Origin of the sequence: Chryseobacterium vietnamense (assembly GCF_031454475.1) — a bacterium.
Lineage (GTDB): Bacteria > Bacteroidota > Bacteroidia > Flavobacteriales > Weeksellaceae > Chryseobacterium > Chryseobacterium vietnamense.
This window is the reverse complement of sequence record NZ_JAVDQX010000001.1, coordinates 1,410,139-1,430,335: the sequence shown is the minus strand read 5'-3', so window position 1 is coordinate 1,430,335 and position 20,197 is coordinate 1,410,139. Positions and strand designations below refer to the sequence as shown.

Sequence of the window (20,197 nt, the reverse complement as noted above, 5' to 3'; positions counted from 1 at the left end):
AAGATATATATGTCGTTTAATGTTTTTTTCATTATCTTTGTAAAATAGGTTACAATAAATGTAACTTTGCGATACTTCAACGAATAATAGAAGCTATTGCTTAGAATCTCGATTCGAAAACTGGTAATTTTTAACACACGAGACGATAAGCAGGAAGCTCACGACCTAGGCGTGGGCTCTCTTATCTGTGTGTAAGGTATACCAGTACCCCGAATTGGATAATGTAGAGTCCCATGCCGTTTTTTATTTTATGCAGTTCTGCTTTTCTACAATTATCTTTTTATTCTAAGCCGCTTTACAAAATAGAGGTATACTGATACGGTACAATAGGGTGTACGACCTATTGCGGCTTTAGGGCTTTCACGGGAACACAAATTCATTCATATTCACATTTGACCTTGTAGGGAGGAACATTATGATTTCTCCTACATGGTCTTTAAAAACTATTATTTAAAGTAAAACAACCATTGAAAAACAAAAACAAAGCTGTTGGTTCACTCAGAAAGAAGCGTAGAAAACTACAGTGTATTGAAACTTTCTTTCAGACCCATGACCTCGTTACAGCTAAACAGATGCTCAGTTCCATCATGCAATATGCAGTCAACGGAAAAGACTGGCTAAAGAAAGACCCTTCTGTCATTTTACAGTTTCATCAATCATTGTGTATATTCATCCGTGAGGGTTATATGATCGGTAAAAAGACAAAGAAATGGAAGGTAAATGCAGCGCCAGACATAAGCTCTCCAATGATGAAAGGTTCTCTGTCTGATAAAGAATATGAAAAGCCAATATTGGTTTTCAAAAGAGCCTTTAAGGAATACAGCATTCAGGAGTTTGACTATTTTATATCCGGTATTGTCTATTTCTCACAGCAAATGTACAGGCATGGGCCGGAAAGCAATCTGGTAAGACCTTATATTCATCTAACAAAGATGCTGGATGCAGCTTATCTCATTTTGGAAAGAGGAGTACAAAAAAAAGTAATAACAAAAAAAATAAAATAAAAAACAGAAACTAATAAAAAAGCCCTTTCCCATAAGTCGACTAAAACATCAGGAAAGAGCACAATTAAGTCATTAATTAAATTAAAAACCTTTACAAATCTATGAAAAATTCCTATTACCATATAGGAGGCATTTTCTTTGGGCTCATGTTTACTGCTGTAAGCATCCATACAAAAGCCCAGACACGCACCATTTCCGGTACCGTCATCTCATCAGGTAAACCCCTTTCAGGAGTCGTGATCTCCCAAGAAGGCAGTGATCAGGTAACCATGACCGGCAACAACGGAACCTACACTTTACAGGTTTCAGCAGAAAATACCATCCTATTGTTCAGACACCCTGATTATACAGAAGAAAAATTCACACTCACTAATCAGAAAGTCGTTAATATCAGCTTAGAACAAAAAGTAAAGGGAATCGAAGAAGTTATTCTCAACGCCGGCTACTATAAGGTTAAAGACAAAGAAAGAACCGGTAGTATCGCCAAAGTTTCAGCAAAAGATATCGAAAATCAACCTGTAACCAATGTACTGTCAGCAGCACAGGGTAGAATGACAGGAGTAAGCATTACCCAGAATTCAGGGTTAGCAGGAGGCGGATATGATATCCAGATCCGGGGCAGGAACAGTCTGCGTAATCTAACCAACGGTGTAGTAGACGGAAATCAGCCCTTATATGTGATTGACGGAATTCCGGTGGGAGGGCAGCTTAACTCAGCTCTTTCAGTGGGAGTGGTTCCGCTTAAAAATATCAGTCCGCTCAATGCCATCAGCCCTAATGATATAGAGAGCATATAGGTTTGAATAAGAACAGGTTTTATAACGCTCAAAATGAAAAAACGATTTCAGGCCAATCTAAAAATGCAATAAGAGGTATAGTCTATGAGACTAAGACATTGGTTAATGAAAGTACATTATCTATAAGGCTTTCAGAAGCGATGCAGCTTGGAAGTACTGAGATTCCTCCAGGAACTATGCTGGTTGCTGCAGGTAAATTTCAGGCTGGAAGACTTCAGTTAAAAATCTCTTCCATCCAATATAAGAGTAATGTCTATCCTGTGGAAATCAATATTCATGATAATGATGGACAATTGGGTTTATACGTTCCGTATTCACCGGAGCAGAATGCAATCAGTGATATTGTTGCCAATATGAGCCAGACTTCAGGTACCAATATTATGATGACCCAATCGGCAGGACAACAGGTTGCAGCTGATCTAAGCAGGGGAGTCATGCAGGGATTGTCGGGTTATTTTCAAAAAAGAGTGAGACAATTAAAAATCACTGTAAAAGCTGGCCATCAGGTTTTACTCGTGCCCAAAAATAACTAATAAAAAAATTAAAGAATGAATACGCAAAAGAGCCATTATATTCTCATAATACTATTGCTTCTATTGGCAAGCAGAGTATTGGGTCAGGATTCCGTGATGACATATGTTTCATTGGAACAGGTTAAGCTGGAACCTTTCAGGTTGCAGGTGACCTACAATAAAACGACCCATCTGGTATTTCCTTCATCTATACGGTATGTAGATCTTGGAAGCGATCTGTTGGTTGCCAATAAGGCAGAGCCTATCGGCAATGTTCTCAGAGTCAAATCTACAGTCAGAGATTTTGAAGAGGAAACCAATTTTTCGGTTATTACTGAAGATGGAAAATTTTACAGTTTCGATGTTTTTTACAGTGCATTTCCTGATGTCCTCAGTTATGATCTTGTAAAGATGGAGAGAAACACTGAAAATTCAGCCGATGTACTTTTTGAAGATCTCAAAGGAAGCTCTTCATCTCTTACAGAATTGATTATGGAAAACCTGTATCGAAAGAGCAAAAAAGAAATAAAGCATATTGCAGCAAAGAGCTTCGGAATTCAGTTTTCTGTTCGTGCATTACATGTCAATGATAATAAATTCTACTTTACCCTGCATGTTGATAACAAAAGCAATGTAGACTATGATATTGAATTAATCAATTTTAAAATTGCAGATAAGAAGAATTTAAAGAGAACTGTTATTCAGGATAAGTTGTTACAACCAATCAGGATTTATTCGCCGGTGACGATCTCAAAGCATAATTCGGGTGTAACAGCTGTTTATTTACTGGAGCAGTTTACTTTGTTAAAGGATCAGGTGTTAGAAATTGAAGTGCTGGAAAGAAACGGAGGGCGGAATCAAAAAGTTCAACTTGGGAATAAGGAGCTGATCAATGCAAGACTGATCGATAGTTTAAATTTTAAAACCAATTGAGATGAACAAATTATTGATAGCAATGCTTTTCATGAGTACAATGAACGTAAAATCTTTTGCCCAGCAGATGATTCCCGGACAAACCGGTGTTGAACTTTCTTATTCAGTATTTCCCAAATCTCCCGAAAAGCAAAATTATCTGATAAGTACGGGGTTTGTTTCTTACGTAAAGAATGGAAATTACTTTTTTGGTCTGGCAGAATATAGCAGGAAAAATTATAAATATACCAATTATGCTATTCCGATAGATACATTTCTGCTGGGCGGTGGCTACAGTTTTTATGTATGGGGAGATTTCATACGAAATGTCAATCTTAATCTAGGAATTGGCGTGCTGGTTGGTTATGAGCAGGTTAATAGGGGTAATGAATTAATTTACGATGGCTCAATACTTGGCTCTGCAGATCAATTTATTTATGGTGCGGGTGGTAAGTTGTCGCTTGAAAGCTATCTGACGGAACATTGTGTATTTCTAGTCAGCGGGCAGCTGCGCTTTTTGAAAAATAGTCAAATGGATCAGTTTTACCCTCTGTTGGGTTTTGGAATAAGATATAATTTTTAAAAATAATATAAAATGAAAAATTTAATTAATATTAAAATTAAAACGCTATTCAAGTTTTCCTTAATACTCTATATGATCGGATTACTTGTACAATCATGCCAGAAGGATGATTTAGAAATTCGGCAGAATTTTCCTTTTGAGGTGTCGGTTATGCCGGTTCCTAAGGACATAGCTAAAGATGAGTATGTGGAGATACGTATTACAATACTTCCTGAAGGTAATTTTTCTGACACAAAGTATTATCTTAGGTATTTTCAGTTTGAAGGAACAGGAAAGCTTCAGTATTATAATACACAGCCCTATTTTCCTAATGATAGCTATCCTCTTTATGAGAAAGAGTTCAGATTGTATTATACTTCAACCTCGGAAGTTTCACAATCATTTACGGTATGGATCTATGATAGTTTTGGAAATGAGAAGAAAATTGAATTTCAGTTTAACAACAGAAAAATAGAAGAACAAATCAAGCGTCTTTAGCTGATAAATTTTTGATAAAAGGGGAGAATTAAAATTATGCTTTAATACTTGCGAAAAGATGGTTGACCATTGAAGGGCAATCACTTTTTCGCGGCGCCACAAGAATCCAGGCCGATTATCGGTCTGAATTCTTATTTTTAAGAACATAAAGAGTCTATAATATCCCTTCATCTGCGAAAGAGAAGGAGTCCATTGAGGTTATTATACAATGATCCAGTAAATTAATATTTAATAGTTGGGCGGCTTCTTTTATTTTCTGTGTAATGTTTATGTCCTCACGAGAAGGTGTCAGATTACCGGAAGGGTGGTTATGAGTATAATAAATGACACGGCATTACATAATAAAGCACCCTGCATAATAATTCTTATATCAACCAGAGAAGAGGTAATCCCGGATTCTGATATTTTTTGTATTCCTAAGACCTTATTGGCCTGATTCATATACATTGAATAAAATGACTCTCTATAATCAATCTGATCTGCATCAAAATGTTCCCGGAAAATATTTGTAGCATCCTGTGAGTTCAGTACTTCTTTTTCAGTATTTCCTTTTCTTGTATAGATCAATTTGATCTCATTCACTATATTAAATTTCATTGTTATTGCTCTGAGCACGGCAGAGCCTTGTATTTCCCGTACTTAAGTTAAACAGCATTTATTTAATAAAACACGATTGAACTGCTGCGTACCTGTTTTATTAGGTCAAAAGCTCTTCGATCTTCCCTCCTTCCTTTTCTCTCCAAACCTTTGTTGGGCTTTAATCAATATTTTTTCAAAAGAAAACCGGAAAAAAGAAAGCAGATATGAAGTGTTGACAATGAAAAAAGTCAAAAGGAAACGGAATAATTGGAGGGTACCTTTAGGGAGGAAACCGTTTATGCCGTAGTCTTTTGACGGCACAGACGATGGCTGGCAACAATACCTTAGCTGCCTTTTTACCGATTTTTTATGAAAAAAAATATAAATTATGCTATCCATCCCTGTAAATGTGAAATATCTGGATAATGTTCTGATGCAGCGTACTATCGAGGTGCAAAAGTTGGAGCCTTCTCTTGAAGAATATCTTGATTGCAGGGCTTATGATGTTGCAATGCCCGTAATATTTTCGTTATTGTGGTATCTTCATGATGATCTGCCTGCGTCATCATATTATAGTGGTTCATTTGAAAAAGCTTTTAAAATATCAGGTTATACAATAGGCTTGCTTCTCGATTTGTATTCGTATAAGGCTAAAAAGAAGGAAATTAAAGCTTACGCTCATGTTGTAAAAATTATTCAAAATTGAAATTTGTGATGAGCAGATAGCGATCGATAGAGTTGTCTCTTTATTCTATCAATACTCAGCTGATCTGGAAGAGGAGTTCGACCGATTGGAAATACAGTATCCTGTTGAAGTTTGTTATTTCAGGTATATTCAAAAAGGTTCCATCAGATATTGTAACGAAAATAGGAAGATCCGATATTTGAAAGAATCAGAGGCAGATGAAAATTTATCTAAAGAGCGTTCAAGACTTTAATTATACACTGAAAAGTTAATATGAATTTCAAGTTTTTTAATTGAGAATATATAAATTTTTGATTTGAGATATGTCAAGCAGGATCTGTTTTTTTTGACCTGATAAAAATACTTAAAATAATAGCTTTTCAGAGGTTATTATATTATCTGATGTTCATTTTTTCAAAATTAATAATTTCCTGAAATGATAGAAACGAGAAGGTGACAATTGTAAGACCTCAATAATAATGTGAAAGTAAAAGCTTACTACACTTCGCGTTACTCTCAACAAATAATATGGAAATTCTAGACAAAGAAACGATGTTCAGTATTTTTGAAAAAATAAATTAATATCAGAATATTATACGTGATTTGGTTTATCTTTATTTACAGGATTACGATGGATGAAATGAAGATAATTATTGTTTCCAACCAATAAGTTATAATAGAGTATGTGAAACTCTAAGTTTATGGTCTCCATATTGAAAATATTTTCTATTTTTGGTAAAACTGTAGACCTCTATCTATGAATAAAATAAGTTTTAAATTAATTTGCGCAATCGATTGCATTTTTTCATGTTTTTTATATGCTCAAAGATCTGTAAAAGTTGTTAATTCTTTGGATTTTTCCAGAAATGAAGTAGTGTCAATTCCCAGAACTATGCTGCGGTCATTTTTACATAAAAACAGTGAGGAAGAGCTTAGAATAAAAGATGCAAAAGGAAAATGGCTGCCTATTCAATGGATAGATTATGATGCTGATGGGAAAAATGAAGAATTACTTCTTCTGGTAAATATTGACGGAGGAAAGACCAATGTATACACTATTGTTGCGGATGGGAGCGCTCAAATCCCGGAAAGCGGGATTTCTACCTATTCGAGATTAGTCCCGGAAAGGGTAGATGATTATGCCTGGGAAAATGATAAAATTGCTTTCAGGGTCTATGGTCCGAAAGGCCAGCAGGAAGCTTTAAAGGGAGTTAAAAGTAGTACGCTTTCAAGTGGTGTTGACATCTGGTTGAAAAGAACAGATAAGCCTGTTATCAATACATGGTACAAAGGGTATCTTACAGATCCTATGTATTATCATAAAGATACAAGAGGGGAAGGTTATGATCCTTACCATGTAGGAAACAGCAGAGGAACAGGCGGGATTGGAATCTGGAAAAATGAAAAACTTCAGGTTTCCCAAAACTTTGTTGCCTCCAGAACAATTGCTGAAGGTCCTTTAAGAACAGTTTTAGAATTGACTTATCAGCCATGGAGTGAATTTGGAGTAAAAGAAACCAAAAGAATTTCACTGGATCTGGCTTCCAACTTTTCAAAGTTTGAATCTGTTTTTGAATCAGAAAAACCTGTTCCGAACTATACTATTGGAATTACGTTGCATAAAAATGAAGGAAAAACCCAACTGAATAATCAAAACGGATATTATCTTCATTGGGAAAAAATAGACGATGCTTTTGTGGGAGAAGGAATTGTTGTGAATCCGCAAATCGTTGAAAAATCAATCGCTTTTACCTCAGATATTCCTGATGAAAGTCATCTATATGTTATTACAAAGCCTTATAAAACCTTAACATATTATGCAGGGTTTGCCTGGCAGAAAAGCGGACAGGTGCAAACACAGAGAGACTGGGAGAATATGCTTCAGAAGCAGGCTCAGATCATTGCAAAACCATTGGTGGTGAAAATAGGAAAGTAATGAAGTTGTAATTTTTAAATAATAAAAAAATGAATCTGAAAATATACACATTTACATTAGGATTACTGGCGGTAAATTATTCTGCTCAGTTGAAAGATACACTGGCAGAGAAAATGCTTTTCTATCAGCTTCCCAATGGCGGCTGGGGAAAACAGCTGGAAGATAAGTCAGTGGTAAACTATAATCTGCCTGTTGATAAAAATCTTTTGAGAAAGATAAAGTCTACGGGGGATGATCATGCAACTATTGATAATAATGCAACTTCCAGAGAAATCAATGGATTGATTAAAGCGTATTCAACTACAAAAAATCCTGAATATTTAAAAGCTGCAGAAAAGGGAATCAGCTATCTTCTTCTTATGCAGTATGATAACGGAGGTTTTCCACAATATTATCCCAATACAGGACTCTACAGAAAGCAGGTGACTTATAATGATAATGCGATGATCAATGCCTTGACAGTTCTGTATAATGCAGCGGAAGGAAAGAATGGTTTTGATGTGGTTTCTTCTTCTCTAAAAGAAAAATCAAAAATTGCAGTTCAGAAGGGCATCGGATGTATTTTAAAAACTCAGGTTCTTCAAAAGGGAAATTCTTCTATTTGGGCTGATCAGTATAATGAAATTACTTTGCAGCCGGATAAAGCAAGAGCTTTTGAGCCTGTTTCATTAGCTACGGGAGAATCGGTAGGAATTATCAGGTTTTTGATGCAGCAGCCAGTGACTCCTGAAATAGAAAAGTCTATAAAAGCAGCAGTAGAGTGGTTTAAGCAGAATAAAATTGAAGGGTACAGTTATAATGTAGCAAAACAGAACGGGAAAGCGGTGAGAATACTGGCAGAAGATAAAAATTCTGTGATCTGGGCGAGATTCTATGATATTCATACCAACAAACCTCTGTTTGGAGACCGGGATGGCAGTGTAAAGTATAATTATAATGAAGTTTCGGAAGAAAGGAGAAATGGATATAGCTGGTTTGGAGACTTTGCCGAAAAACTGCTTGCTAAGGAATATCCGAAATGGCTTGAAAAAAATAAAATAATAGAATAACAACAGATATTAATAAGAGCGGGCTTTAGTCCGTTTTTTATATCAAAACCTTAGGCTTTATCTAATCTTTATAGAATACTGAAAGGCCGGAATACAAAAGAGAGCACCTCATTGCTGAGGCACCCTCCTTGTATTACTGTTATTTATGATTTAAAATGCGTCACAAACATTTCCTCCTAAAGTAGCACCTGCATTAGCGGTAACATCTGCTTTCACATCCGCAACATTTAGTTTTCCAATATTGTATGGCGGTGTGAATGCTGTTCCGCTTCCGTTAATATTCCCTGTAACATTAATGAAACTACTTCCCGTTTGCGTTACTGCTGTAAAGCCGCTCATTAAATTAATAGGCTCTTTTACGTTTTCAAAGACATTTCTTTCCACGAGAATATTGGCCTGTACTCCTGCTGCAATACATTTATTGCTTACAGAACTGTTGAAATAACTGTTCAGGATATGGATTTTGCCAAATCTTACTCTAGGCATACGCTCTCTGCATCCCGGAGCCCACCAGCAACGAACAAAGGTTACATTCAGCTTCCCGGCGTCAGCAGTAGCACCATCACTGGATCCGATGAGGTTAGAAAATCTGTGGTCATCCGTTCCGCCTGAACCACCCGGTTTTGGAGCTTTCAGATAATGGAATTTGGTGTAGGAAACTGTAATAAAGTCTGATTTGTTTTTGATATCAAAATTTCCATCCACACCATCTCTGAATTCGCAGTGGTCTATCCATACATTTCGGCAGTCATCAAGAATGGCATTATCCCAGCCGTCAGTATCGTAAGCTCCCGGACCTTCAAAAATAAGGTTTCTGATAATGATGTTGTTACATCTTTTAACATTGATAATTCCTGAGCCGTCTTTCGTCTGGTTTGTAGATACTAATTTAGCCCCGGTTGTTCCGTAAATTGTTTTTCCGGTCTGATCCTGGAGAGATAAACGTGTAGTGATGGTAATGGTTCCGGTTACTTTAATCACTTTTACAGCAGTATTTTCAATAGCAGCCTTTAATTGGGCATACGAGGAAACAGTAGTCTCTGCAGCCGTTCCTCCTCCGGTAGTACCTCCGTTTTCAGAAGCCCATCCGGGAGCCACACAATTGGCAAGAGGAACAATCTTTTGTGTAAGACTGTTTTTAATACTGATTTCGCTTTCTGCCAGGTCATTATTGATTTCTTCGTGACCACATCCGGTAAGGGCAAAAGTTGAACTTAGAGCTGCTGTAAAGAAGACAGCTTTGAACTTTGTTTTCATAGTTTATATTTTGTGATTTGTTCTGAAGTAAAATTATGAAGTTAATATTTAATTATTTTATATTTTGATATATTAATATTTATATAATTATAATGTTAAATATTTTATTTGGTTAATCGGTTGCATTTTATTATTTATTTAAATTCACAAATTGAAATTGATTAAATGTTAAAATAAAGCGGCAATAATTGGAGTATAGAGTTCAAATCTAATGAAGAATAGATCTGCTTTTTCCGGCTTCCTAAATAAGAAAATCCTCTCTAAAAGGTGTAAAAGCATCAATCAGCTTTCCTTCCTCAAGGCATTTTACCCCATGGAAAACATTGGGCTGTGCAAAAAAGCCATCACCTTCCTGCAGAATTTTTGTTTCATTGTCAACAGTCACCTCAAACTTCCCGGAGGCAACATAAGTGATCTGAGAATGAAAATGCTGGTGTAATGCTCCGGTTGCTCCTTTCGTAAATTTGACAATCACCATCATTACCTGAGCATTGTAGCCCACAAACTGTCTTGAAACACCGTTTCCCAGATCTTCCCATTCAGAGTCTCCTTTAAAGAAAGGTTCTTTTTTTAAATCCATTTTTATCTTTTTTAAATTGAAATTTTGTAAGATCTGCAGAGAACTGTTTGCGTTCCCTCTGTCATTTTCTAGAAATCTAAATTTTTTATTTATTACCCAATAAAAAAATCTTTGCTGTACGAATTCCTTCGGAATTACAAAATTTATGGATAGTCTAAACGAGTAGTTTGTATCACTGTATTAATTGCGGAACAAATTAATATTTATATATACTTACATATACATACCTATGCATCTTATCATTCCTAAGAATCTAAATTCTTGTTTTTATCATCATGTATTACTTGATAAAAAAATATTGCTGTCTGATTAGTGCATAATGACAAACCGCACAGATCGTAAATTTTTTTATTTAATATATTTCTCTAATCCGGTGTTTAGACTTTTCAATGAAGCCGCTGCCAGTTTTGCAACGGATTCAGCTCCCAGCTTTGACAAATGAGTATCATCATCTTTTCCTTCCGGATAATAATTTTCATCCCCTTTTTTATAATGCAGATGCAACTTTTTTGAATTTTCCGGACCATAAGAAATTTCCAGTTGCTCTGATAATAATTGTAAATCCACAAAAGGAACTTTAAGATCATTGGCAACCATTTTTACTACCAAAGGATATTCTTTATGTGTATCCATCAAAACACCATTCTTATTAAAGTTTCTTCTGGCAATAGACGTCATCAGAATGGGAATAGCACCTTTAGATCTCGCTTCGTTCACATATCTTTCAAGGTTGGCTCTGTATTGAGTATATGGATTGGTAAACCGTGTCGAGTCATTAATTTTCTGATCGTTGTGTCCAAACTGAATAATGACAAAATCTCCCTTCTTAAGCTGATTTATTACTTTATTCCATCTTCCTTCCGTTCTGAAGCTTTTTGAACTTCTCCCGTTGGTGGCGTGATTCTGAACGGATATTCCGGAGGTCAACAGAGAGGGAAACATCTGTCCCCAGCCATGTTCCGGGTTTTTATCAGGATTTTCTTTATTGGCCATCGTTGAATCACCAATCAGAAACAGGGTAGGTTGTTGTGCCCACGTCATGATTGAGAGGAAGAAAAGAAGTAGGGTAAGCTTTTTATACATAGTTGTTTTTTATAATTTTTTTTGTCTTGTTATAATTTCTACATCATCAGACAAGTAAGCTGGAAAAACACAAAGGAGCTAATGAAGTTAAAAGACAGTGTTTTAGGGCGCAATGATTTTATCTTCGATAAAATTTTCAATCATAAAAACTGGTGGAAGTTTCTGATTTTCTTGGATTAATCTTCCCCTATGCGTCTGTTCAACAATTCAATATTTTGGGTTCCAGCCATCAAATATTTTTTCCAGGGTGTAATTTTTCAGATCTTTTTTGGTGAGTTGATGAGACCAGTTGATGCGTTTTGAAGTGTTTCCACCTTCCCCTTTACTTCCGGATTCTGCATAGTAGGCGGTTTTTTCTTTATCAGGAAACATTTTGTCGCCTTTCCATGGGTTCCAGCCCTCGGGAAGAATATGTTTTCCCATTTCTGTATTGATAAACACTGTTTTTGCGTATGGTCTCCAAGGTCTTCCCAGAAAAACTTTGGAAATGCCATCTTTTGCAATCAGTTGACAGTCAAAAAATATAAAACCATATTTCCTGTCAATTTCGGTGGCGGCTGCAGTGATATAAGAATCAGCGAGACTTTTAATCGTACAGTTTTTAAATACGGCAGTAGCCTGTCCGAAAATAAAATCTGTAGTTCCTTCTATATAACAGTTTTTAAAATATTGCCTGCTGTGATTGGTCGCAGAATATAAAGTATCCTGACATCCCAAAATAGCAGCGTTTACCATGATAAAACGATCACCTTCTACATGAAGAGCAACAGCCTGCCCTTCGTTGCATGAGCTGTTTTGAATGGTGAGATTAGTAATTTTAACATCATCCGACATTACCAATACCGTATATGAATTGAACGTCGTCATCTTTTCATTGAACACATCTGGCTTTCCGGAGAAGTCGTTATAGGTAATGATCGTATTTTCTTTGTTTTCACCTTCCAGAGTGATTTTATGTTTCGAAGAGGGAATCTCTATCTTTTCATGATAGGTCCCCGGTTTTATTTTGATTAATGCCTCGGCAGGCCCCAGATCCCTTATAGAATTGATGGCTTTTTGAATGGAGGTAAAATCTCCGTTTCCTTTCTGATCAACTGTAATCGTAATGTATGGTTCGCCTGCCCATAGCAGTTGAGCTGCTGTTATGAATAGAATTAAAAGTAATTTTTTCATACCATTTATTTGATCCGTTTGAGATTAAAAGCTATTTTAAAACCTTATTTAAAAAATCTACAGTATACTTCAGAGTTTCTGTAAACCATGGTTCTGCCGACCAGAATGAATGCGGAGAATCTTTGATTTCATAAAATTCAGTAGGGATGTCATAAGACTGCAATTTCTTCATCATATCATCTCTTCCTGCATGGAATCTGGACTGCGAACTGTTGATGAAAAGAGTAGGTGGTGTATGTTGATTTACATATTCCAACGGTGAGGCTTCCGTCCAGTTTTTGAGATTGATATCCCTGTCACCAGCCAGCCAGTAAGAGGCATACGTACTTTCTTCAGCTTCAGGATGTATAAACGAAACAATTCCGTCAATATTGATGATCGCCTTTATTTTGTTTTTGGCTTTTACGCCTACCAGGGTCGCCATCTGTGCACCGGCAGACTCACCTAAAACTGCCATTTTATTTTGATCTAAAGCATATCGTCTGTGATTTTTTCTGCCCCATTGAATAGCCGCTTCAATATCTTCAATACCTGCAGGATATTTGGCTATATCAGCAAGGCGATAACCAACAGCAATGACCACAAAACCTTTTGATGCCAGCTCCATTGCCATGTATTTTTCATTTTCCTTACTTCCGGAAATCCAGCCTCCACCATGTACCATAGCAATTCCTGCATGTTTTTTTGACGAATCAGCAGGGTAGTAAACATCTGCTTTTAAAGAAATTCCATGAGCAGTGCCATATTCAACATCTTTATCAATTCTGATATTTTGGGGTATCGGACGGTCAATAGGAGTAATAAAGCTGTATTTCTTTTTAAGCTTTTCAAAAGTACCTTCATTGGTGTAAGGAGAAGCATTCGGTCTCATCTGCCCGAATGCCATCGTCCCTACGAATAAAATAGAAATAGAAATATAAGTATGTCTTTTGTTAAAAATCATGAGCCGGATTCTTACAAATTATATTATTTTACTGCATTCTTAGGTACTTCTGTTCCTATAGAAAGCAAATTTTTGTCGGATCGCATTTCTTTTGGCAAAATAACAGCTTCCGTTTTGTTTCCTAAAATTTTGATATAAGGTTTGATTGGGGATTCAAATTTTACATCAGCAAGGTTAATATTTTTACTGTTGTAAACTGTTGCTCCCGTACCTTCAGAGTATTTCAACGTTACATTTTTTAATTGAATTCCGTCTGCATCAACAATAGTCAGTGCTTTTTTGGTATCAAATTTTGAATCTTCAATCACAATATTTTTAAGGTTCATTTCTGCCAGACCCAATAGAGTGATGGCTTCATAAGAATTAACGGCATTGATGTTTTTAAAGAAGATATTTCTGAAAACCGGAGTTTCATCTGTTACAGGATACACTTTTTCGGGGGTCTTGTTTCCTTCCTGCTTCTGTCCGTCTTCTAAAACCGGAGAAGAACCTTCATAAAACATATTGAAACCAATTGTTTGGGTAGGAATATTAATCATATCAATATTTTTAATATAAATATTTTCTACAATTCCACCTCTTCCACGCGTTGTTTTAAAACGAAGCCCGATGTCTGTTCCGATGAAAGTACAATCAGATACATGAATGTTTCTTGCTCCGCCGGACATTTCACTTCCCACGACAAATCCTCCATGGCCATGATACACTACATTGTTTTTGATGATTACATTTTCTGTAGGCATTCCTCTTTTTCTGCCATCCTCATTTTTTCCGGATTTGATACAGATAGCATCATCACCCACATCAAATGTATTGTCATAGATCAGAACATTTTTGCATGATTCCAGATCTACACCATCGCCATTTTGTGAAAACCATGGATTTCTTACGGTAAGATTTCTTAGGATCAGGTTGGAGCACATCAGCGGATGAAGGTTCCACGCCGGGGAATTCTGGAAAGTAGAACCATCTAACAATACTTTGTCGCAACCCACCAGACTTACCATCACCGGACGTAGAAAATCTTTTACGGTAGTTAGTTCGTTTTTGGATATTTTATCAGGAACATTAAAGCTTGAGCTGCTTTCAAATCCTTTTTTATAGCTTTCTGAAGGGTACCATGTTTTGCCATCGGAAGATAGAATTCCACCCGATTTTATGATTTCTTTCCATTCAGATTCTGCAACTTTACTTTTTTTGATAGCCCTCCATGCGTCACCGCTTCCATCAATGACTCCTTTTCCTGTAATGGCAATATTCGTAACATTTTTTGCGGAGATAGGAGACTGGCAACGGATGGTATTTAATCCTTCAAAACTTACATCTACCAAAGGATAATCATTTTTATCTTTACTGAAAATAATAAATGCGCCTTCTTCTACATGAAGATTGACATTGCTTTTCAATTCAATAGGACCTGTTAACCACATTCCTCTTGGTACCACCAGTTTTCCACCTCCTTTTTTACTAAGGTCTTCAATGGCTTTTTTGAAAGCTGCCGTATTTTTTACATTTCCACCTGAGATTCCGCCAAATTGTGCGATGGAAACTGTATTGGAAGGAAAAGTGGTTTCTGCAACCTGAGGCATTGTAAACTCAATGTTTTTGTAAATCTCCAGATTCTGAGCAAAAACTTGCCCCGAAAACATTATTGCTGTGGCTAAACCGATCATTGTAAGTGACTTCTTCATGTTATTTTTTTTGAGTTTTAATTATTTTTTTTAATTCCTGATACACTAAAGAGGCGACTGTTTTTGCTCCCTCAGGCTGAAAATGAGTATTGTCTTTCTGTCCTTTTGGATAGGCTTCATACAAGTTCTCAGGAAGGTTCATAAAATAATGAATGGTTGTAAAATCCTGTCCTTTTTTTGTAAAGTATTCCATCGATAATCTATTAAGATCGATATAGGGAACATTCATTTCCTTGGCAATATCAATCGGGGCCTGCCAGTAATCTCCATGTACATTTTCCAGTTTTCCGTCTTTCCATGGATAATTTCTGGCAACTGGAGTTACAATAACGGGATTTCCTCCTTTCTGTCTCGTCTGAGAAACGAATAAACGTAAAAATTCTTTATATCCCTGAATGTTCACATAGCGTTCAGGATGCTTTTCTGAGCTGTCATTATGCCCGAACTGCATGATCACATAATCACCAGCCTGAAGATGTTCATAGACATACCGCCATCTTCCTTCCTGAAAAAAAGTTCGTGTGCTTCTTCCACCATGAGCCCTGTCAATAACCGCTACGGAATCTGTTGTGATCCCAGGTTTCAGAGATTGTATACTGTCTTTTACAAAAAAAAGCTGAAAAACCTGTCCCCAGCCTGTGATGGGATACCGGACTTTCATATAGTCTTTTCCGGGATCATAATCTCCGGTATAATCAGCCATTGTGGAATCTCCGATGAGGTAAATATGGGTTACTTTTCTATCTGTTTTTACTGCTGTTTTTTGTGCTTTATCCTGTGACTGGCATGCTGACAGAAATAAGATACTTAATAAAAACAAAATGGGTTTATATATTCTTTTATTCATGACTTTTTTGTTGGGTAATCGCAAAGGCGCGAGGTTTTTATTCTCTGATTTAAAGCGCATAAATATCTTAAAACAGTGCTTTTTGCTATCGTTAGCCTCTTAACATTTACCAATATTATTTTACTTTTTAGTAATTCTGAACCAATCAAAATCAGCATATCCTCCTCTGGGTGCTTTTGGCGTACTGATGCTATAAAGCCCTACTTTTGCTCCAATCCATTTTCCCGGTTTTGCCTGGAAAACGTCACCTGCTTTGATGAAATTTTTACCGTTTTCGCTGTAACTGAACTGGCACAATCCATTGGGTTCGGTTACATTCACTTTTAAATAAGCCTCATTGCTTTTTAACTGAGTTTCCCAGAGTATTTTCTCCTCACCGCCTTTGTCTGCTTTTTCAGCTTTCCTTAGTTGTAGGTAATAGCCGTCAGGTTTGTTGGTGATAACCAGTGATGCATGATCTAGTCCCATAATCAGTAATCCTGCAGTTTTTCCATCCTTAGCTTCTTCGGGAACTAATTTTACCTTTGTTGTGGCAGTAAAATTAGGAGCCGGGAATTTTTGGGTTAACAGATTCGGAACATTCCACAGGTTTTTTTCACCTTCAAGAACTTTTATTGAGAATAACCTTAAAAATTGCTGTCCGGGAAGTTTGGAAGACCATACAATATTTTCATTCGCGCTCCATTGCCATTGTAAACCTAATTTCTTCCCATCAAATTCATCGGTCTCAGAAGGGGTGACAACAGGATATAATTGTCCAACATCTGGTTTTTTATAACTTACAACAGGCTCTCCGATTCCGTTTTTATTATAGTCTGTTCCCACTACGGGCCAGTCTTTTTCCCATTTCATTGGCTGCAAGTGAACAATTCTTCCGCCCGCATCCACATCCTGAAAGTGATAGAACCAGTTTTCTCCGGAAGGGGTATCTACCCATGCTCCCTGATGAGGTCCGTTGATGGTTGTTGAGCCCTGCTCCAGAACAATTTTTTCTTCGTAAGGGCCATATATATTTTTTGATCTCAGCGCAAGCTGCCAGCCTGTTGCAACACCACCTGCGGGGGCAAAAATATAATAATAGCCGTTTCTTTTATACATTTTAGGCCCTTCAATGGTAGGATGAGCATCATGACCATCAAAAACGTGAATTCCTTTATCGAGTACTTTTGTTCCTTCCGGATTCATTTTATTGAGGGTTAGCATACTTTTGACTCCGGCACGGCTTCCGGCCCAGCCATGAATAAGATAGGCATTTCCGTCTTCATCCCAGAAAGGACAGGAATCAATCAAACCTTTTCCTTCCATCACCAAAACCGGTTTCTCCCAGATTCCCAGAGGGTCTTTAGTTTTTACCATATAAATTCCGAAATCCGGATCTCCCCAGTAAATATAAAATTCTCCTTTATGAAATCTGAGGCTGGGTGCCCAAACGCCATCACCTCTTTTGGGTGTTGAAAAGTGTTCGGGTGGCAAGATATCCTGGATTGCATAATTAACCAGTTTCCAGTTGATCATATCTTTGGAGTGAAGAACAGGCAATCCGGGAGCTTCGTTGAAACTGGAGGCCGTCATATAATAATCATTCTCTACCCGGATAATGTCCGGATCTGAATAATCTGCATATAAAATAGGATTTCTGTAGTTTTTCCCCTGATCAGCAGTCCATACTTCGGAAACATATTTTTTTTCCTGTGCCTGAAGATAGGTAGAAGCTGCCGAAAAGGCTGTAAGGGTAATGATATTTAAAACACTTTTTGTCTTCATACAATCGATTATACATTATCTGGCTAAGAGTTTCTCAATCCTTTTTTATTTTTCAAATTCTAAACTGGCAAGAATAAACGGACCTGTTCCTTTTGGGTCATTGGAACGGACTTCTTCATTTACATAATATTCATAAGAACCGCTTCTGTAAGGTGTTCCGCCCAAACCTGCCACAGCACAGCATTTATTTAAGCTGACAACACCGTTTTCATCTACTGTAATCAGGTTTTTGATAATGCCATCGTATCCTTTTTTGGCGTATGCTTTATATGATTTGGATAAATATCCTTTGTTGACAGATTTTATCATGGTGTACACAAACATAGATGAACCTGTTGCTTCCAAGTAGTTTCCTTTTTCTCCTCCTTTATCCAATACCTGATACCAAAGTCCTGTCCTGGAATCCTGAACTTTGATAACAGCATCACAGTAAGATTTCAGGTAGGCAAGTAATTTTGCTCTTCCCGGATGGTTTCGAGGCAGATAATCCAGTACATCTACGATAGCCATTCCGTACCAGCCCATTGCTCTTGACCAGAAATTTGGTGAAAGTCCGGTTTCTTTATTTGCCCATTGCTGTTCTCTGCTTTCGTCCCAGGCATGATAGAGAAGTCCTGTTTTTTTATCTAAAAGGTGCTTCTGAATCAGTTCAAACTGATTGATGATATCGTTGTAAGCTTTTTCAGCTTCTTCGCCTTTTGAAAAATCATGGGTATAATGGGCATAAAATGGCTCACCCATGTATAACCCGTCCAGCCACATCTGGTTAGGATAAATTTTCTTGTGCCAGAAACCGCCTTCTGAAGTTCTTGGCTGGCCATCAATTTGAGAGCGCAGGGTTTGCAGAGCTTTTAAGTATTTGTCTTTTTTCTCCTGCTGATAGAGGTAAAGAAGTACATTTCCACAATTCAGCATATCAATATTGTATTTGGAAAGATCATAAGAAACAACACTTCCGTCTTCTTTCACCATGGTATCACCAAAGGTTGTGATGTATCTGTAATATTCTTTGTTTCCCGTTTTTTCAAACAACCTTTCAGCACCTTCCAGAACGATGGCTGTGGGATAGCTCCATTTGGGCGCTTTGTTATAATCCAGCATCCATGCCTGAGGAAAGCGTTGTATTTCAGAAAGAAGCATTCTTTCCGACCATGGAAGTTTGGCTGAAATTTTTCCGTTTACTTTTGATTGTATTTCGGATGAAGAATTTTGCAGTGGCTGTTGTGCACAGGAAAAAAAGAGTCCTGAACATACTGCTGCCAATGCATAGATTGTAATAGAATTATTAATAAAGTTCATGATTTTAAACTTTAAAGTTGTTGAGTTTTATCCAGAATATCCAGTTTTTTATTCAGGTCCTGGTAGAAAGAGTCTTCGGTAGTTAAGCCGTTGGGTTCCTGTGACCAGGCTCCTAAAAAGTAATAAGATACATTTTTGGTCTTTTTGAAAATGATCGTATGGGTAGATTTTGTCTTTACATATTGATCTAGACTTTCAATAGGATAGAAGACTGCCATTCCCAGATTGTCTTCTTTTTTGGCTAAAGTTTGCGGTCCATAAGTCGCAATATAGCCCCATTTTTTATTTTTACTGATTCCCTGTTTCAAAGGAATGTCTTTAAAAGCAACAATTCCCGTACATAAACCTGAAAGGCTATTGTTTAGGGTAAGGTCCACTTTTACGAAACGATCTTTGGGTAAAATAGTCAGTTTTGACTGCAGATCTACCGGATTACCCCAGGTTTTCCATCCCTTGTAATTGATAATGGCATAAGACTGGTCTTTTTCATTGACCACTTTTGTGGTAGTCTTTTTTACGATTTTAAAAGTTTCAACATAATCATTCTGTTCATCATATCTTCCGTAAGACCCGATTCCGATGGTACGGCCGGACTTCAGGATATCCTGTCCCCACGGAGCATCATGATGATAAGATTCAAAACCATCCTGACCGACTTCCGGTAATACCAGAGTGTTTACTTTTTTACCAAAAATATCTGTAGCATTTCTCCAGTCCAGATAGAGCCTGTAGCCAATCTGATTGTTTTCCAGACCAATTCCTTCATATCTGATATATGAGGAGTGATCCGTATGGGTTTCCGGCAGGGTAAGTTCCTGAACGTTTTTAAAAGTTCCGCCGATGTATTGATTGCCTTCCCATTGGCCGCCTTCTTTTACAGAAAGTTCAGCGTAGGAAAATGGTGCTTTAGGATTTTTCTTACTGTTTTCAATCACAGAAGTCTGTGCTGAAAGAGTTGAACTGATAAAAGTTCCCGCAATACATATTGTAAATAAGCTGAATTTCATACTTTTTCTTATTAGTTTA

General features: G+C 37.0%; 19 protein-coding genes and 1 pseudogene. 9 read left to right on the top strand and 11 right to left on the bottom strand.

The window, feature by feature from the left end; genetic code table 11:
- Nucleotides 1–467 precede the first annotated feature (467 nt).
- From J2786_RS06365 to J2786_RS06340, 6 genes are all read left to right on the top strand, one after another.
- Nucleotides 468–1,004: a hypothetical protein gene (locus tag J2786_RS06365; protein WP_310024321.1), complete on the top strand. Its 537-nt coding sequence runs from the start codon at nucleotides 468–470 to the stop codon at nucleotides 1,002–1,004.
- Nucleotides 1,005–1,105: 101 nt separating this feature from the next.
- Entirely contained in the window at nucleotides 1,106–1,801 is a 696-nt protein-coding gene (locus tag J2786_RS06360; protein ID WP_310024320.1) for a TonB-dependent receptor plug domain-containing protein, read from the top strand.
- Nucleotides 1,802–1,803: 2 nt separating this feature from the next.
- Nucleotides 1,804–2,334, top strand: coding sequence for a conjugative transposon protein TraM (traM, locus tag J2786_RS06355; protein WP_310024317.1), 531 nt, complete (start codon nucleotides 1,804–1,806; stop codon nucleotides 2,332–2,334).
- Nucleotides 2,335–2,349: 15 nt separating this feature from the next.
- Nucleotides 2,350–3,246: a conjugative transposon protein TraN gene (traN, locus tag J2786_RS06350; protein WP_142016280.1), complete on the top strand. Its 897-nt coding sequence runs from the start codon at nucleotides 2,350–2,352 to the stop codon at nucleotides 3,244–3,246.
- A 1-nt stretch (nucleotide 3,247) separates the two neighbouring features.
- A complete protein-coding gene (locus J2786_RS06345) occupies nucleotides 3,248–3,808 on the top strand; it encodes a conjugal transfer protein TraO (protein ID WP_142016277.1) in 561 nt (186 codons plus the stop codon).
- Nucleotides 3,809–3,820: 12 nt separating this feature from the next.
- Nucleotides 3,821–4,285: a DUF3872 domain-containing protein gene (locus tag J2786_RS06340; protein WP_142016275.1), complete on the top strand. Its 465-nt coding sequence runs from the start codon at nucleotides 3,821–3,823 to the stop codon at nucleotides 4,283–4,285.
- A 154-nt stretch (nucleotides 4,286–4,439) separates the two neighbouring features.
- On the opposite strand, the pseudogene J2786_RS06335 reads toward J2786_RS06340, so the two are convergent.
- Nucleotides 4,440–4,882: pseudogene (locus tag J2786_RS06335) on the bottom strand (JAB domain-containing protein).
- Nucleotides 4,883–5,252: 370 nt separating this feature from the next.
- On the opposite strand from J2786_RS06335, the gene J2786_RS06330 reads away from it, so the two are divergent.
- The 3 genes from J2786_RS06330 (at nucleotide 5,253) to pelA (ending at nucleotide 8,534) form a co-directional block, all read left to right on the top strand.
- Nucleotides 5,253–5,570 carry a terpene synthase family protein gene (locus J2786_RS06330; protein ID WP_047430125.1) on the top strand — a complete coding sequence of 106 codons (318 nt, stop codon included), beginning with the start codon at nucleotides 5,253–5,255 and terminating at the stop codon, nucleotides 5,568–5,570.
- A 736-nt stretch (nucleotides 5,571–6,306) separates the two neighbouring features.
- The gene (locus J2786_RS06325) at nucleotides 6,307–7,485 is read left to right on the top strand and encodes a BT3233 family polysaccharide utilization protein (protein WP_047430127.1); all 1,179 of its coding nucleotides are present in this window, start codon (nucleotides 6,307–6,309) and stop codon (nucleotides 7,483–7,485) included.
- A gap of 29 nt (nucleotides 7,486–7,514) precedes the next feature.
- Nucleotides 7,515–8,534: a pectate lyase gene (gene pelA, locus J2786_RS06320; RefSeq protein ID WP_047430130.1), complete on the top strand. Its 1,020-nt coding sequence runs from the start codon at nucleotides 7,515–7,517 to the stop codon at nucleotides 8,532–8,534.
- 150 nt (nucleotides 8,535–8,684) lie between these two features.
- Here pelA and J2786_RS06315 read toward each other — a convergent pair whose 3' ends face one another.
- The 10 genes from J2786_RS06315 to J2786_RS06270 form a co-directional block, all read right to left on the bottom strand.
- Nucleotides 8,685–9,791, bottom strand: coding sequence for a pectate lyase family protein (locus tag J2786_RS06315; RefSeq protein ID WP_047430133.1), 1,107 nt, complete (start codon nucleotides 9,789–9,791; stop codon nucleotides 8,685–8,687).
- Between the two features lie 241 nt (nucleotides 9,792–10,032).
- Nucleotides 10,033–10,371 (bottom strand): cupin domain-containing protein, encoded by a 339-nt coding sequence (locus J2786_RS06310; RefSeq protein WP_047430136.1) that lies wholly within the window; start codon nucleotides 10,369–10,371, stop codon nucleotides 10,033–10,035.
- A gap of 348 nt (nucleotides 10,372–10,719) precedes the next feature.
- A complete protein-coding gene (locus J2786_RS06305; RefSeq protein WP_047430139.1) occupies nucleotides 10,720–11,454 on the bottom strand; it encodes a rhamnogalacturonan acetylesterase in 735 nt (244 codons plus the stop codon).
- A 207-nt stretch (nucleotides 11,455–11,661) separates the two neighbouring features.
- Nucleotides 11,662–12,627, bottom strand: coding sequence for a pectinesterase family protein (locus tag J2786_RS06300; RefSeq protein ID WP_047430142.1), 966 nt, complete (start codon nucleotides 12,625–12,627; stop codon nucleotides 11,662–11,664).
- Between the two features lie 31 nt (nucleotides 12,628–12,658).
- Entirely contained in the window at nucleotides 12,659–13,570 is a 912-nt protein-coding gene (locus J2786_RS06295) for an alpha/beta hydrolase (RefSeq protein ID WP_052186955.1), read from the bottom strand.
- A gap of 23 nt (nucleotides 13,571–13,593) precedes the next feature.
- On the bottom strand, nucleotides 13,594–15,261 hold the full coding sequence (locus J2786_RS06290; RefSeq protein WP_047430145.1) for a glycoside hydrolase family 28 protein: 1,668 nt from the start codon (nucleotides 15,259–15,261) through the stop codon (nucleotides 13,594–13,596).
- A 1-nt stretch (nucleotide 15,262) separates the two neighbouring features.
- Nucleotides 15,263–16,108, bottom strand: coding sequence for a rhamnogalacturonan acetylesterase (locus J2786_RS06285; RefSeq protein ID WP_047430148.1), 846 nt, complete (start codon nucleotides 16,106–16,108; stop codon nucleotides 15,263–15,265).
- 120 nt (nucleotides 16,109–16,228) lie between these two features.
- Complete coding sequence (locus tag J2786_RS06280; RefSeq protein ID WP_047430151.1) at nucleotides 16,229–17,872, bottom strand: glycoside hydrolase family 43 protein; 1,644 nt, start codon at nucleotides 17,870–17,872, stop codon at nucleotides 16,229–16,231.
- Between the two features lie 45 nt (nucleotides 17,873–17,917).
- Nucleotides 17,918–19,171: a glycoside hydrolase family 88/105 protein gene (locus J2786_RS06275; protein WP_047430154.1), complete on the bottom strand. Its 1,254-nt coding sequence runs from the start codon at nucleotides 19,169–19,171 to the stop codon at nucleotides 17,918–17,920.
- An 11-nt stretch (nucleotides 19,172–19,182) separates the two neighbouring features.
- On the bottom strand, nucleotides 19,183–20,178 hold the full coding sequence (locus J2786_RS06270; protein WP_047433240.1) for a DUF4861 family protein: 996 nt from the start codon (nucleotides 20,176–20,178) through the stop codon (nucleotides 19,183–19,185).
- Nucleotides 20,179–20,197 lie beyond the last annotated feature (19 nt).